Below are 14,441 nucleotides of genomic sequence, written 5' to 3'. Positions count from 1 at the left end.
AACGTGTTACTCGCCTCCGCCTGGGTTACCGATGGCGATCATGCGCTCGACCGAAGCGCGCGCCTTGTCGGCGACATCCGGCTCGACATCGACTTCATCAGTGCCCTCAACGAGGCAGCGCAGCAGAGCCGCCGGAGTGATGAGCTTCATGTACGAGCAGGAAGCGCGGTCGTTGACCGGCTCAAAGTCGACATCCGGTGCGGCCTTGCGCAGCTGGTGGAGCATGCCCACCTCAGTGGCCACGAGCACCTTGCCGTTGGGCTTGTTCTCCTTCAGCTTCTGCGCCTCGGTCAGCATCTCGCCGGTGGAGAGCATCTGCACGCGCTCGGGCTCGATGGTGCCTTCACCTGCGAGGTAAATCGCAGAGTTCGCGCAACCGCACTCCGGGTGAATGAACAGCTGCGAATCGGCGTTCTCTTCCGCGCGGTGCGCGAGTTCCTCACCGTTGATGTTGGCGTGGACGTGGCACTCACCAGCCCATACCTTGATGTTGTCGCGGCCGGTCTCACGGCGGACGTGTGCGCCGAGGAACTGATCCGGGTTGAACAGGATCTCCTGGTCTTCCGGGATGGACTTGACCACGTCGACGGCGTTGGAGGAAGTACAGCAGATGTCGGTCAGAGCCTTTACGTCTGCCGTGGTGTTGACGTAGCTGACTACCAGTGCGCCGGGATTCTCTGCCTTCCACTCGGCCAGTTCATCTGCGGTGATGGAGTCCGCCAGGGAGCAGCCGGCGCGCTCGTCCGGAATAAGGACGGTCTTCTCTGGGCTCAGAATTTTGGCGGTTTCCGCCATGAAGTGGACACCACAGAAGACGATGACGTCAGCATCGGTTTCCGCAGCGATGCGGGAAAGTCCGAGGGAGTCGCCTGTGTAATCGGCAATATCCTGAATCTCCGGCAGCTGGTAGTTGTGCGCAAGAATTACGGCATTGCGTTCGCGGGCGAGGCGCTTAATCTCCTGGGCCCAGCGCTCATCTGCAATTACGCCACCGTAGCGGCCATCTTTATCGACTACCGATTCGTACAGATCCGATTCAAGGCGCGGCAGGCTGGAAGCATTGGCCGCAAGGCTGGTATTCACGGAAAACTACGTCCTTACTTCAATGGGCTGCGGCTACGACCGGAGAAAACGCCGTCACCGTTACCGGCAACGGTCCCCGGAGGCATTCGCAGCGGACTCAAACGGGCAAGTGCAAGAGACCTAAGCTCGCCGCACAATATCGAAAAAGCCCCTAAATCGGGGCGAATACTGACATCGAAGACGAACCTATTTCCCAAAATTGTAAGGCTTGTATAAGCCTATTTCCCAATAACTACCCCTGTTCAGTAGGAAATAGTGCTTTACGACGGACCCCGCGCAGAACCTCACTGTCTCACTTAGTGACCGAATCTGCGTCCGCAACATTGTCCGCAGCGCTCTCGTTACCTTCCGTGAAGTCCGTTTGGAACAACACCCGGGACCACAGTGCGAGCATGGCAACCAGTGGCGCGACCAGCAGCGCTACATAGGTCTTGAAGTCCGGAATCACCGAGAACTTATCGCCCGGCTGCATTCCCGCCAGATCCGGCTGGAGCAATGCCGCAACCGACTGACCGACGAGGTACGTCACTGCTGCGCTCATCAACGCGGAGAAACCTGCCCAGCCAATTGCTGTGAGCATCTGCACAGGGGTCGTGATGGCACGATTTCGGAACGTAGTAATTCCCAGCACCAGGCCGCTGATGGCAGTGACAGCAACAAACCAGAGCAGCCCGATAAAACCAGCGTCAACGGTTTCTTGAATAATCGCTAGTTGGTTATCCGGGAGCATTTGCACTTGCTGCTTGGGGCGTAGGAATGCCCAGGCCACTCCGGCTATCGTTCCCGTTACGACGGAGAAGAGAACAATACCCGAGGCCATTGCCACGCTCTGCTTTTCAACGTGTGGGACTCGGGTATTTTTCATAGTCATAGTTGACTAACTTACCTCACGGCGCACATCCGGTACTAGCGTGCCCGAATGGCGCACTAGCACAATCAGCGCCTTTTATCGCTGCTCCAACATAACGGAGTCCACTTCGCCGTGGCGCGAGCACTTTGCAGTCCAGCCGTCCGGACGCACCTGCACCACCATCCGGCGCCCACAGAGCTGGCAGAACCGAGGCGCCTCCAGTCCAGCTTTTGCACCATAGGAGCGTTCGCGCACTTCACCAGCTTCGAGGTCGGCGCCGGTAAAAGGATCGAACTTGGGCTCATCTCCCAGCACCATGGCCTGGAGCAGCTCTGTGGAGTCGACTTTCTTACTCCGCGGCGAGCGCGGGCTAGATGTCCGAGGCTTAGACAGTTGCATTGAGGGCCTTAATTGGGAGTCGTACCTTGCCAAGCATGTCCAGGTCCTGCTCCGCCGGACGGCCCAGAGTGGTCAGGTAATTACCGACAATGACAGCGTTGATACCGCCGAGTAGCCCCTTTTCTGCGCCCAGGTCGCCCAGGGTGAGCTCACGACCGCCAGCAAAACGCAGGATGGTCTTCGGCAGTGCCAGACGGAAGGCACCGATGGCACGCAGTGCGTCCTTGGCTGGCATCGGCTCGCGACCGGCGAACGGAGTGCCCGGGCGCGGGTCGAGGAAGTTCATCGGCACCTCGGTCGGGTTGAGAGCTGCCAGGTCCTGAGCGAACTCGGCACGCTGCTCAAGGGTCTCTCCCATACCCAGGATGCCGCCACAGCAGACCTCCATGCCGGCTTCGCCGACCATACGCAGGGTGTCATGGCGCTCTTCCCAAGTGTGGGTGGTCACGACCTGCGGGAAGTAGCTCTTGGCGGTCTCGAGGTTGTGGTTGTAGCGGTGAATACCAGCCTTGGCCAGGCGATCTACCTGCTCCTGCGTCAGAATGCCCATAGAGGCGGCCACATTAATGTCCACCTCTGCCTGAATGGCGGCGACAGCCTGTTCCATCTGGCTGAGCAGTCGCTCGTCCGGCCCCTTTACTGCAGCAACGATGCAGAACTCAGTCGCACCCGACTTTGCGGTCTGCTTAGCGGCGTCCACCAGCGCCGGGATATCCAGCCATGCCGAACGCACCGGGGACTCGAACAGACCCGACTGCGAACAGAAGTGGCAGTCCTCTGGGCAGCCGCCAGTCTTCAGCGAGATAATGCCTTCAACCTCGACCTCTTCGCCGCACCACTTCAAGCGCACCTCGTGAGCCAGCGCCAGCAGATCCTCGATGCTGTCGTCATCGAGATTGAGAACTGCCAGGGTCTCCTCATAGTTCAGCCCCTCACCGCGGCCGAGCACCTTTTCTCGGGCGAGTTCCAAAATGTCCTGCTGCTGTTGAGTCATGGGGGGTGACGCTCCTTGAGGCTGGGGATAAAACTTGAACACCGTTTCAGAAGTTGTTCAGTTATCAAACTTAATACCGCAGCTACAGAATGTCGAACAGGGTTCAATTCCCGTCGTGTCGCGGATTTACGCTCCCCATTTCAGCCTTGAGACATCTTCCAGATGATTCTTCTTTCGTCTACGGTAGGCAGTGTGCAATTGACCAAGGACATCATTGTCGACGCAGCTCTCACCATTCTCAACGAGTACGGACTCGGCGATCTCACGATCCGCCGCCTGACTCGCCACTTGGGTACCGCCGCTGGCGCAATGTACTGGCACTACCCTTCCAAGCAGGCACTGCTGGGTGCCGTCGCTGACCGCATCTTGGCTCCCTGCACAGAGTTTTCCGCCACCGGCGATTGGCGTGCCGACATCGAAGCCGTCGCCGAGCTGCTCTACTCCTGCCTCACCGCTCATCGGGATGGCGCCGAGGTCGTCTCGGCCGCACTCGCTACGGGCACCGCCACGATTCGCCCCGAACAACTGCTTGCCGACGCCCTGGAGAATGCACCCGAAACCTCCATTAACACCCCCTCAGCGGCTGATACCGCGTCTGTCCTCGTGTACTTCATTCTCGGTGCGACAGTCGACCAGCAGACAGCCATCGCGCTTGACCTGAACGGCGCCAAGGGCGTTTCCAACAATGGTGATGCCAGTGGCGAGAACACCGCCGGTAAGGACGCTGAGGTCGAGATTTCCTCTGAAGATACGGCTACACAGACAAAAGAGCTCGGCCGCCAGCGCATTGCACTGGGAACCGAGCTCTTTATCGCCGGAATTGCGGGGGTTGCGGAGACTAAGGGGATTGCAGGTCAGTAAGCCCCGCTGAAACAATCACGCTCACGGTCAAGCCCCGGCGCTAGAGCACCAGAGCTGCTACCCAACCAGCTGCCAGCAGCGGCAGGTTGAAGTGCAGGAAGGTCGGAATAACCGAATCGCGAATGTGGTCGTGCTGCCCGTCGGCATTGAGACCCATCGTCGGGCCGAGCGTCGAGTCCGATGCCGGCGAACCAGCATCGCCCAGAGCACCTGCAGTACCAATGATGGCGACGGTAGCCATCGGCGAGAAGCCCAGCGACAGACACAACGGCACATAGATGATGGCGATAATCGGCAACGTCGAGAAGGACGAACCAATACCCATCGTGACCACCAGACCAACGACCAGCATGGCGAATGCAGCGGCAGGCTTGTTGCCCGCAAACAGCTCTGCAGTAGCGGTCACCAGCGGCTCGATCTGGCCGGACTCCGACATCACCGAGGCGAAGCCCTGTGCAGAAATCATGATGAAACCAATCAGGGCCATCATCTTCATACCGGCGGTGAACACGTCGTCCGCCTCACGCCAGCGCACGGCACCGGTGAGCATGAAGATTGCCAGACCAGTGAGTGCACCAATCAGCAACGGATCGGCATCGGTCCCCATAGAATTCATCACAATCTGGACGACGAAAGTCACCACGATTGCAACGAGAGCAACGATAACTCGGTACTTCGACACCGGTTCGTCAGACTGGGATTCCGTATGTGAGGACTGGGCAATCGGCCGATCTTCGTAATGCCGTGGCTTCCGGTAGGAGAAAAACACGGCAATAGCAAGACCGGCCAGCATGCCGAGAGCCGGAATGCCCATCGTCATCATGATGTTGATATTGGAAACATCAAGGCCAGCATTCTCGATGTTCCCCAGCAGGATGTCGTTCAGGAAGATAGAACCGAATCCGACCGGAACCCACATGTAGGTGGTGACCAAACCGAAGGTCATCACACTGGTAATCATTCGGCGGTCGATGTTGAGGCGGTTAAATACCGGCAACAGCGGCGGAATAATCAGCGGGATAAACGCAATGTGAACTGGGATGAGGTTCTGCGACATGATTGCCATGGCCAAAATGCCGGCGACCATACCCCACTTGGTCCATGCCTCTGCCTTAGATTTAGCGCCTTCATCCTCCGTGCCGATCTTGGCAATCAGCCAATCGGCCAGCAGTTTGGGCAGCCCGGAGGATGCCACTGCCATGGCAAAGGCACCCAGCATGGCATAGCTCAGGGCAATCTTCGCACCACCAGAGAGGCCTTCCTGGAAGGCAACCATTGTGGCATCGAGCCCCATACCGGCGGAAAGACCACCGACCAAGGCGCCAATAAACAGCGCTAGCACAACGTGTACCCGGCAGACCGCCAGGATTAGCATCACCAAAACGGCGAGAAGAACGGCATTCATAAGGAAAATATTAAGGCAACCTTAAGTATTTCCAGCAACCGGGGTTAGAAAGATTTCACCCCAAAATCTCTACACCCCGGCTAATGCGGCTAATCAATCGAGACGAGTCCCTGGCCACCCTGCACTGCGTCGCCGACTTCAACTTGAATAGAGCCGACAGTGCCTGCAGCCGGGGCCGTAATCTCGGTTTCCATCTTCATTGCCTCGAGAATGAGCAGCACCTCCCCAGCCTCAATCTTCTGGCCTTCCTCGACCAAAATCTTGCTGACCGAACCTGCCAGTGGCGCCACCACCGAATTGGCGGAGACACCCGAGACACTAGCGGTGGCCGGCTCAACGGAAGCGCTCGACGATCCACCCAACACGATGGGCGAAAGACGCTTGGGCTCCTCAACTACTTCGACGTCGACATCGTAGGCAATGCCGCCGACAGTCACTTTCAATTTCATGGCTCAACAATCCTCACGTAGCAAAAGTCAATGAGTCAGACTCAATTAAGTCGGTTATCGAAAATTTCCAACTAACGCAGGTTGCGCTGCTGCTGGATCTGGCGTCCCTGCGCAGCCCACGTCTTATGGCGGTTGTATCGAATTGCCTTCACCTTGCCGCGATTGCCCAGGTACGCAGACACCGCTGCCGAAATGGCGATGACAGTATCCTCGGGGATATCTGCGTCCACGCGTTTGCGCAGTTCAGCCAACTCGCTTTCTGCCTGATTCAGGCGTGCCGTGGCTTTCTGCAAGCTTGTCGAGGTCGCATCCAACCGGTCGTTCAGTTCAGCGACGAGCGCTCGCAGCTCCTTAATCTCACCGATGCCGTCAGACATTACTGTGGCCCCAATCCGTGCTTCTTGGCCGGGCGAACCTCGCGCTTGTTACGCAGAACCGACAGTGCGTCAGCCACACGCAGGCGGGTTTCCGCCGGGTCAATCACGTCGTCGACCAGTCCGCGCGAGGCGGCGACATACGGCGTCGAGAAGCGTGTCTTGTATTCGGCGATACGCTCGTCGCGCACGCGCGCCTGCTCTTCCTCGTCGCCCGCGGCGGCAATTTCCTTTCGGAAGACCACGTTGACCGCCCCCTCTGCGCCCATCACCGCAATTTCCGCGGTCGGCCATGCGAATACGTAATCCGCGCCGAGGTCCTTCGAGCACATCGCCAGGTACGCACCGCCGTAGGCCTTACGCATGACGACGGTCACCTTGGGCACAGACGCTGCGGAGTATGCGTAGAGCATCTTTGCGCCGTGGCGAATGATGCCGCCGTGCTCCTGAGTGACGCCCGGCATAAAGCCAGGAACGTCAACCAGGGTGACCAGCGGGATATTAAAGGCATTGCAGAAGCGGATGAACTTTGCGCCCTTGTCCGAGGAATTAATGTCCAGCACACCGGACATCACGTTCGGCTGGTTGGCGACAAAGCCCACGGTACGGCCCAAAACGCGCCCAAAGCCGACAACCAGGTTGGTGGCAAAACCCGCCTGGCATTCGAGGAAGTCTCCATTGTCGGCGATACGGATGATGACCTCGCGGACGTCGTAGCCCTTCTTGCCATCGACGGGGACGATGTCGCGGAGCTCTGGATCCGGCTCGGCGTCGAATACCGGATCCACGATCGGCGGCTCTTCCGTGTTGTTCTGTGGCAGGAAGCTTAAGAGCTTCTGCGCAATCAGGATGGCCTGCTCGTCATCGTCGGCAACGAAGTCAATATTGCCGGCCTTGGCCATGTGCGCATCAGCGCCACCGAGCTGCTCGGAGGTAACTTCCTCGCCGGTCACAGACTTAATAACGCCCGGGCCGGTGATGAACATCTGCGCCTTGCGAGTCTGAATGATGAAGTCGGTCAGCGCTGGCGAGTAGGCAGCGCCACCAGCACATGGGCCTGCAATGATGGAAATCTGCGGCACCAGACCGGATAGCCACACGTTGTTGTAGAAGACCTGGCCATAGCCCGACAGAGAGTCAATCCCCTCTTGAATGCGAGCGCCACCGGAGTCGTTGATGAAAACGAACGGAGTGCCGTTGTCGGCAGCAGCGCGCATGGTGGCCGCAACCTTGCGGGACTGCGTTTCACCAGCGGAGCCACCCATGACCGTGAAGTCCTGGGAGGCCACGTGTACTGCCCGGCCGAGAACCGCGGCAGTGCCGGTGACCACGCCGTCGGCAGGCGCGTCGGCAGTATCCATGCCGAAGTCGGTGGTGCGGTGAGTCATGAACATCCCGGTTTCACGGAAAGTGCCCTCGTCGACGAAGTTGTCGATACGCTCGCGGGCAGTCATCTTCCCACGTTCGTGCTGCTTGGCCTGGCGGGCTTCACCGCCACCGGCCTCAACACGACGACGCTGAGCATCCAAATAATCCAGGCGCTCCGCCATCGAGGCATCGACGCCCGGCGCGACGGCACCCGCCGGATTCGGCTGGTTTGCTGAACTTTGCGACATTGCTATCTCTTCTCCCGATGTTCCTAGGCGGGTTCCACCTGGACGGTCTGTGAGCGACCGCCAACGGTAACCTTGTAGCGAATTGGCTCGCGAATGGCATTGGCAGCACCAGAGACCTGCTCCGCCTCGCGCTTGAGCTGTTCGGCAGTCTTACCGACGTTCTTCGGCCCTTCGCCGCGCGTGGTGAAGAATCCCGGTGCGACGGATGGGAACAGTGCGTTGGTCAGGACGTCCTCGGCGGTGCCGTTGTAACCGTCGAGCTCCTTGGCCTGCTCGACCAGGTCGTCCCACTCTGGCTCGAGAAGATCAGCCGGGCGAACCGTGATTTCTTCCTTCTTGGTCTGTTCCGCTGCCTGCTTAATCAGCTCTGGGTTGCGCTCACCCGGGCACTGCCCGTAATAGCCGAGCATGAGGTCAGCGAACTCAGCCGTCATAACCTTGTAGCGTCCCATCAGCACGTTAAACACAGCTTGCGTGCCGACGATCTGCGAGCTCGGAGTCACCAGCGGCGGGTAACCGGCGTCCTTGCGGACAATCGGTACTTCACGCATGACCTCTTCGACGCGGTCGCCCGCGCCCTGGGCCTTGAGCTGGTTTTCCATGTTCGACAACATGCCGCCGGGGATCTGCGACATGAAAATGTCGGTATTGACCAGGGTTTTCGACTCGAACTCTGCGTACTTCGGGCGCACCTTGCGGAAGTGGTCACGAATGGTGATCAGGTTATCCATGTTCAGGTCGGTGGTGTAGTCGGTTCCCTCCAACATTTCCACCAGCGACTCGGTCGGGTTGTGCCCCGGGCCCAGCGACATCGACGAAATTGCCGTGTCCACGACATCCGCCCCAGCTTCGATGGCTTTCATCAAAGTCACCATCGTGACACCGGTGGTCGAGTGACAGTGGACGTTAATCTGGGTGTCCTCGCCGTACGTTTCCTTGATGCCGCGGATGATGTCGTAAGCCGGCTGGGGTTTCAGCAGCGCTGCCATGTCCTTCAACGCAATGGAGTCCGCCCCCATATCCAGTAGACGACCAGCGAGCTTCACGTACCCGTCGACGTCGTGAAGCGGAGACGTCGTGTAGCAGATCGTGCCCTGCGCATGCTTGTCGACGTTCTTGACCGCGCGCATGGCGTGCTCGAGATTGCGTGGGTCGTTGAGCGCGTCGAAAACACGGAATACGTCCATACCGTTTTCAGCAGACTTTTCGACGAACTTGTCAACCACCATGTCCTCGTAGTGGCGGTAACCGAGGAGATTCTGGCCGCGCAGCAGCATTTGCAGGCGGCTGTTCGGCATCAGCTTGCGGAATGTCCGCAGGCGCTCCCAGGGGTCTTCATTAAGGAAGCGGATGCAGGCGTCAAAGGTTGCGCCGCCCCAGCACTCCACACTCCAAAAACCGGCCTTGTCCATTTCTTCACAGACATCGACCATGTCTTCCATAGCCATTCGCGTTGCCATGAGACTCTGATGAGCGTCTCGGAACGCTACTTCCGTTACACCAATGGTTCGTGGACTCATAACTCCAAAAGTAAAGGCCTTTGGGGATCTTCGCGCGTTGGTGACCGCGAATATTGGGGATTCGGCGCCCGCCAAGGTGCGTTTAGAGTGTCAAATTGCCCACTTGCAGGGTTAAATACTTATTTTCACGCGAAGTTTATGCTCTTAATCGTTCGACTCGAATTTTTCCTTGGGGGTCGTTTTTGCGAAGTGCGCTCGACAGATGGGACGGATGGCGCGCCCACACGGGACCGAAAAAGGCTCATGTTTTTTACAAAACGGTTAAGGTAGTCACATGAACCAAGCAAATACAGTCGGCGATTATCAAGTATGGCCGGGTGAGCCTTACCCGCTCGGATCTACCTACGACGGCGCTGGCACCAACTTTGCACTCTTTTCCGACGTTGCGGAAAAGGTTGAGCTTTGTCTGATTAGCGCCGAAGGCGAAGAAACACGCATTGAGTTGGAAGAAGTCGATGCGCATATCTGGCACTGCTACATCCCGTCCATCATGCCGGGCCAGCGCTACGCCTACCGCGTACACGGCCCATTCGATCCGGCCAACGGTAAGCGTTGCGACCCCAACAAGCTGCTGGTCGACCCATACGCCAAGGCTTTCGACGGCGAATTCGACGGTCACCCATCACTGTTCAACTATGACATTCATGACCACTCGAAGCGCAACACCGAGGACAGCCTGGGACACACCATGACCTCCGTGGTCATCAACCCATTCTTCGACTGGGGCGCTGACCGCGCACCTCGCACGCCGTACAACGAGACCGTGATTTACGAGGCCCACGTCAAGGGCATGACCATGACTCACCCGGATATCCCGGAGGAGCTACGTGGTACCTATGCCGGTCTCGCGCATCCGGCGATTATTGACTACCTCAAGGACCTTGGTGTCACGGCTATCGAACTGATGCCGGTCCACCAGTTCCTCCAGGACGACCACCTGCGCGAAAAGGGGCTGCGCAACTACTGGGGCTACAACACCTTCGGCTTCCTGGCACCGCACCAGGACTACTCGGCTTCCCAAAAGCCAGGTGGCGCAGTCAGCGAGTTCAAGGGCATGGTGCGCGCATTTCACGATGCGGGCATTGAGGTCATCCTCGACGTGGTCTACAACCACACCGCCGAGGGCAACCACATGGGCCCAACCATCTGCTTCCGAGGCATCGACAACGAGGCCTACTACCGCCTGGTCGAAGGCGATCGCCAGCACTACATGGACTACACCGGTACCGGTAACTCCCTGAATGTGCGCCACCCACACTCGCTGCAGCTGATTATGGATTCGCTGCGCTACTGGGTCTCCGAGATGCATGTCGACGGCTTCCGCTTCGATTTGGCCTCCACCCTGGCTCGAGAATTCCACGATGTCGATCGACTCTCCGCCTTCTTTGACTTGGTACAGCAGGATCCGATTGTCAGCCAGGTCAAGCTCATCGCAGAACCGTGGGATGTCGGCGAAGGTGGCTACCAGGTCGGTAACTTCCCACCGCAGTGGACTGAATGGAACGGTAAGTACCGCGACACCATCCGCGACTTCTGGCGCGGTGAGCCATCCACGCTCGGCGAGTTCGCTTCACGTATCACCGGTTCCTCGGACCTGTATGCAAACAATGACCGCCGCCCAACTGCGTCGATTAACTTCGTGACCGCGCATGACGGTTTCACCCTCAATGACTTGGTCAGTTACAACGAGAAGCACAATATGGCCAACGGCGAGGACAACCGCGATGGCGAGTCCCACAACCGTTCTTGGAACTGCGGTGTGGAAGGCCCGACCGACGACGAGCGCATCATTTCGCTGCGCGCTCGCCAGCGTCGTAACTTCCTGACCACTCTCCTACTGTCCCAGGGCACTCCAATGATTAGCCACGGTGACGAAATGGGACGTGGCCAGAAGGGCAACAACAACGTCTACTGCCAGGACAACCGTTTGGCCTGGGTCGACTGGAATCAGACTCGCACCAACTCTGAACTGGTCGAATACACCCAGTTCCTGACTGAGCTGCGTGCGGAACACCCAGTCTTCCGACGCCGCCGCTTCCTGCGCGGTGGCCCGCTCGGTGCGGAAACCGACGATCGTGACATTGCCTGGCTGACCTATGAGGGTCGTGTCATGACGACCGATGACTGGAACTTCGACTTCGGCAAGTCGTTGATGGTCTGGCTCAACGGCGATGCCATCACTGAGCCTGACCGCCGAGGTCACAGGATTGAGGATGACTCCTTCCTGCTGTGCTTCAACGCCCACCACGAGGACATCATGTTCCAAATTCCGGGCACCGAATACGCACACAGCTGGGAAGTCATCATCGACACCACAGAGATCACGGGTCGCCCGACCCGCGAGCGCATCGTTGAGCCAGAAGGCGAGCTCCGCGTGCCAGCCCGTTCTACCATCGTGCTGATCGAGCGACACTAGCCGCGTCCGCGTTGGGTGTAGGGGCCTGGGCCTGGGTTGGTTCCTACACAAAAATCCCCTGTCGGCGGAAGGCTTTTCTTCCACTGACAGGGGATTTTCGGCTCTGAGTTCAACTCAAAACAGGGTTTGGGTCAACACAGCACTGCGGGAGCCGAGCTGGCGTGAAGTCTTCTTACGCAGATGCGCGCATATTGAACTCCGCCTGAGAGTTCAACCAGTACTCCGGCTCGGTGTCAAAGTAGTCGGACAGTCGATTTGCGAGGTCAGTAGTGACCGCAGTGCGGCCGGTGCGAAAGCGCTCCAGAGTTGAGCTTGGCACGCCGATGGCAAGAGCCAGTCGGTAGATAGAGAGGTGTCGCGGCTCGAGGAAATTATCGTTCAAGATAGAACCAGGGTGCACAGGATGCGTGCTCAAAATGTTTACTCCTTATTTCATCGCTTCACTGGCATACGTTGTTTCCGCTTTGCCCTACGCTTGAGCTCGAAAGCTCGAACGACCAGTTACCGCCGTTCGTCGAAAAGTATAAGGAGCGCCCGCTCAAAATGCATCCGGACATTTAACCCCCCAAAACATGTGGTTTTCAGGGGTACAGACACCCCCACTGTCCGAACGCTCCATAAATATTCCTATTTTTGTGGGCATTTCCACATTGTCGGAAGCCATGTGTACTCGGCGAGAACCGCAGGTACCGCAGCCTCTATGGGGCTCAATCCGCCATCGGCGCTACCATCTAGTGCATGACTACGACCACGCCATCCTCCGAGTCCGCCGTCGTCTTCGAGCTCACAGGCGACACGGTGACTATTACCGCAGATGGGCTCCGCCTTACCCACACCATCAACACGGCTAGCACCGACCCCGCGAAGCCCCTCCCGCTTGCCGACGTTGCGGAGGTCGCATCGGCAAGTAAAAACGGTGTCTACACTCCGGCCAACCGCTTTTTCCCCGGCACGGTGGACCTCGGAGTAGCTTTGCCAAAGGCCCGTGTGATGCCTCATCGTCAGGCAGCAGCGCAGTTGCTGGCAGACCTCGTGGCGGAGATGGCCAAGAATCCGGAGTTCTACAACTCAGCAGATGCTTTTACTTCCACGTTGATGCCGTGGGTGGCACAGCGTGCGGCGGTCACCGAAGGCGTGAGTGTGGTTGAGGGCGCGGGCGACGTCGTAAAGCAGTCTGTGCCTTTTGCACCGCTTCCTACGGGGGATGAGGTTGCGGCGTCGGACATCGCACCGTTTGCGGCGTTCGATGTAGAGACAGCGAACGAAGACACCGGCTCGATTATTCAGCTTGGCGTTGCGGTCGTGCGTGGCGGGAAGGTGACGGAGCGTTATTCCTGGATGTGCCGTCCGCCAAAGGGGCTGGAGTATTTTGATGAAGCCAATGTCGCGATTCATGGCATCACGGCGGCGGATGTGGCCGGTGAGCCGTCATTTCCGGAGCAGCTGGCGAAGTTTGTTGACGTCGTTGGGGATTTGGACGTAGTTGCTCACAATGCGCGGTTTGATTTCACTGCCCTGTCGCGGGCGTGCCGGGCGGAAGGCATTCCAGCGCCGAAGTTGAATTTTGCGTGTACTTATATGTGGGCTCGGCAGATGCAGTTGGGGCTGCCCAATTTGAAGCTGCCGACGTTGGCGGAGGCCGCGGGGGCGTCGCTGGAGAATCATCATGATGCGACGGCAGATGCGGTCGCATGTGCTGAGGTAGCGCTGTGGTTGATGGAGCAGCAGCGCGCAACATCGGTGGCTGATTTGAGCCAGAAGGTCTCGCTGAGCTTGGGCCAGATTGGCAGTGGACGAGTGCGGATGGTGCGCTATGACCCGGCTGGTGTCGCCAGCACTGGCGCCGGGACCAACGCGGGAACTGGTACTGGTGCTGGTGCGCAATCCGGCAGTTCCGCGCCGTCACGTCGGACGCGTCGCAATGCGAAGTGGGATGCGGCCAAGACACCGGACACCATTCCAGACCCGAATCCGGACGCGGATCCAAGCGGCCTGCTGTACCAGCAGCGGGTGACGCTGACCGGCGATTTTGCCCCGTATGACAAGGGCTTTCTGTGGGATAAGATCGCCTTTGCAGGTGCGAATATCAATAAGGGTGTCACGAAGAAGACGACAATTTTGGTCGCCGGTCCGTGGGATTCGGTGACGTCGAAGGAGAAGAGGGCTCGACAGCTGCAGGCCGAAGGCCAGGAAATCCAGATTTGGACTGAGAAGGAGCTCTTCACCGCACTCGGGCTGAATCCGGAAGAGGATGGCGCGTCCGAAGCAGGAGACACTGCGGAAGGGACACCTAGCGCCAGCGCCGGAAACAACTCCAGTGAGTCGGTTCCGTTGTTCGGTTCTACTTCCCTGCCCGGCGATGACGGAATGCCACCCTTCTAGGCCACGTTCACGAGAAGAAATTCGCATTCGGACGGCAGGCGCAGACTCTGGGGCTAGCTGCTGCCACAGCGGTCAGGCAGCAGCTTTTCCTG

The 14,441-nt window shown here is 58.6% G+C and carries 13 protein-coding genes; 3 read left to right on the top strand and 10 right to left on the bottom strand.

What is annotated here, in order from left to right; translation table 11 throughout:
• Window positions 1-6: 6 nt before the first annotated feature.
• The 4 genes from nadA to bioB all read right to left on the bottom strand — a co-directional run bounded on the left by nadA (window position 7) and on the right by bioB (window position 3,326).
• Window positions 7-1,029 carry a quinolinate synthase NadA gene (nadA, locus tag AB1Z34_RS03310; RefSeq protein WP_224433280.1) on the bottom strand — a complete coding sequence of 341 codons (1,023 nt, stop codon included), beginning with the start codon at window positions 1,027-1,029 and terminating at the stop codon, window positions 7-9.
• A 346-nt stretch (window positions 1,030-1,375) separates the two neighbouring features.
• Window positions 1,376-1,954 carry a hypothetical protein gene (locus tag AB1Z34_RS03305; protein WP_049193981.1) on the bottom strand — a complete coding sequence of 193 codons (579 nt, stop codon included), beginning with the start codon at window positions 1,952-1,954 and terminating at the stop codon, window positions 1,376-1,378.
• 75 nt (window positions 1,955-2,029) lie between these two features.
• Complete coding sequence (locus AB1Z34_RS03300; protein ID WP_016422960.1) at window positions 2,030-2,332, bottom strand: hypothetical protein; 303 nt, start codon at window positions 2,330-2,332, stop codon at window positions 2,030-2,032.
• Window positions 2,319-3,326: a biotin synthase BioB gene (gene bioB / locus AB1Z34_RS03295; RefSeq protein WP_049190419.1), complete on the bottom strand. Its 1,008-nt coding sequence runs from the start codon at window positions 3,324-3,326 to the stop codon at window positions 2,319-2,321. The genes AB1Z34_RS03300 and bioB overlap by 14 nt, the downstream gene beginning before the upstream one ends.
• Window positions 3,327-3,518: 192 nt before the next feature.
• On the opposite strand from bioB, the gene AB1Z34_RS03290 reads away from it, so the two are divergent.
• The gene (locus tag AB1Z34_RS03290) at window positions 3,519-4,187 is read left to right on the top strand and encodes a TetR family transcriptional regulator (protein ID WP_367157890.1); all 669 of its coding nucleotides are present in this window, start codon (window positions 3,519-3,521) and stop codon (window positions 4,185-4,187) included.
• A 40-nt stretch (window positions 4,188-4,227) separates the two neighbouring features.
• Here AB1Z34_RS03290 and AB1Z34_RS03285 read toward each other — a convergent pair whose 3' ends face one another.
• The 5 genes from AB1Z34_RS03285 to AB1Z34_RS03265 all read right to left on the bottom strand — a co-directional run bounded on the left by AB1Z34_RS03285 (window position 4,228) and on the right by AB1Z34_RS03265 (window position 9,551).
• Window positions 4,228-5,592, bottom strand: a complete 1,365-nt coding sequence (locus AB1Z34_RS03285) for a Na+/H+ antiporter family protein (protein ID WP_367157889.1) — start codon at window positions 5,590-5,592, stop codon at window positions 4,228-4,230.
• A gap of 89 nt (window positions 5,593-5,681) precedes the next feature.
• Window positions 5,682-6,041 carry a biotin/lipoyl-containing protein gene (locus AB1Z34_RS03280; RefSeq protein WP_070862938.1) on the bottom strand — a complete coding sequence of 120 codons (360 nt, stop codon included), beginning with the start codon at window positions 6,039-6,041 and terminating at the stop codon, window positions 5,682-5,684.
• Window positions 6,042-6,112: 71 nt separating this feature from the next.
• The gene (locus tag AB1Z34_RS03275; RefSeq protein ID WP_176719111.1) at window positions 6,113-6,418 is read right to left on the bottom strand and encodes a hypothetical protein; all 306 of its coding nucleotides are present in this window, start codon (window positions 6,416-6,418) and stop codon (window positions 6,113-6,115) included.
• Entirely contained in the window at window positions 6,418-8,031 is a 1,614-nt protein-coding gene (locus AB1Z34_RS03270; protein WP_016422966.1) for an acyl-CoA carboxylase subunit beta, read from the bottom strand. The genes AB1Z34_RS03275 and AB1Z34_RS03270 overlap by 1 nt, the downstream gene beginning before the upstream one ends.
• 23 nt (window positions 8,032-8,054) lie before the next feature.
• Window positions 8,055-9,551: a methylmalonyl-CoA carboxytransferase subunit 5S gene (locus tag AB1Z34_RS03265; protein WP_367157888.1), complete on the bottom strand. Its 1,497-nt coding sequence runs from the start codon at window positions 9,549-9,551 to the stop codon at window positions 8,055-8,057.
• Window positions 9,552-9,825: 274 nt separating this feature from the next.
• Between AB1Z34_RS03265 and glgX the strand changes: the two genes are divergently transcribed.
• A complete protein-coding gene (gene glgX / locus AB1Z34_RS03260) occupies window positions 9,826-11,967 on the top strand; it encodes a glycogen debranching protein GlgX (RefSeq protein WP_049193987.1) in 2,142 nt (713 codons plus the stop codon).
• A 172-nt stretch (window positions 11,968-12,139) separates the two neighbouring features.
• On the opposite strand, the gene AB1Z34_RS03255 is transcribed toward glgX, so the two are convergent.
• Complete coding sequence (locus tag AB1Z34_RS03255) at window positions 12,140-12,382, bottom strand: HigA family addiction module antitoxin (RefSeq protein WP_005510305.1); 243 nt, start codon at window positions 12,380-12,382, stop codon at window positions 12,140-12,142.
• 323 nt (window positions 12,383-12,705) lie between these two features.
• Between AB1Z34_RS03255 and AB1Z34_RS03250 the strand changes: the two genes are divergently transcribed.
• Entirely contained in the window at window positions 12,706-14,349 is a 1,644-nt protein-coding gene (locus tag AB1Z34_RS03250) for an exonuclease domain-containing protein (RefSeq protein WP_016422969.1), read from the top strand.
• Window positions 14,350-14,441 lie beyond the last annotated feature (92 nt).

The sequence above is a fragment of the Corynebacterium sp. 045007 genome (assembly GCF_040743205.1).
GTDB classification, from domain to species: Bacteria; Actinomycetota; Actinomycetes; order Mycobacteriales; family Mycobacteriaceae; genus Corynebacterium; species Corynebacterium jeikeium_D.
The sequence above is the reverse complement of the archived record's forward strand: the minus strand, read 5'-3'. Positions and strand labels throughout refer to the sequence as shown.

Excerpts from the sequence above, each read along its gene's own strand:
- AB1Z34_RS03285 (WP_367157889.1), bottom strand. The coding sequence starts at position 5,592 with ATGAATGCCGTTCTTCTCGCCGTTTTGGTGATGCTAATCCTGGCGGTC.
- AB1Z34_RS03305 (WP_049193981.1), bottom strand. The coding sequence starts at position 1,954 with ATGACTATGAAAAATACCCGAGTCCCACACGTTGAAAAGCAGAGCGTG.
- AB1Z34_RS03300 (WP_016422960.1), bottom strand. The coding sequence starts at position 2,332 with ATGCAACTGTCTAAGCCTCGGACATCTAGCCCGCGCTCGCCGCGGAGT.
- AB1Z34_RS03270 (WP_016422966.1), bottom strand. The coding sequence starts at position 8,031 with ATGTCGCAAAGTTCAGCAAACCAGCCGAATCCGGCGGGTGCCGTCGCG.
- AB1Z34_RS03275 (WP_176719111.1), bottom strand. The coding sequence starts at position 6,418 with ATGTCTGACGGCATCGGTGAGATTAAGGAGCTGCGAGCGCTCGTCGCT.
- bioB (WP_049190419.1), bottom strand. The coding sequence starts at position 3,326 with ATGACTCAACAGCAGCAGGACATTTTGGAACTCGCCCGAGAAAAGGTG.
- AB1Z34_RS03250 (WP_016422969.1), top strand. The coding sequence starts at position 12,706 with ATGACTACGACCACGCCATCCTCCGAGTCCGCCGTCGTCTTCGAGCTC.
- AB1Z34_RS03280 (WP_070862938.1), bottom strand. The coding sequence starts at position 6,041 with ATGAAATTGAAAGTGACTGTCGGCGGCATTGCCTACGATGTCGACGTC.
- AB1Z34_RS03265 (WP_367157888.1), bottom strand. The coding sequence starts at position 9,551 with ATGAGTCCACGAACCATTGGTGTAACGGAAGTAGCGTTCCGAGACGCT.
- glgX (WP_049193987.1), top strand. The coding sequence starts at position 9,826 with ATGAACCAAGCAAATACAGTCGGCGATTATCAAGTATGGCCGGGTGAG.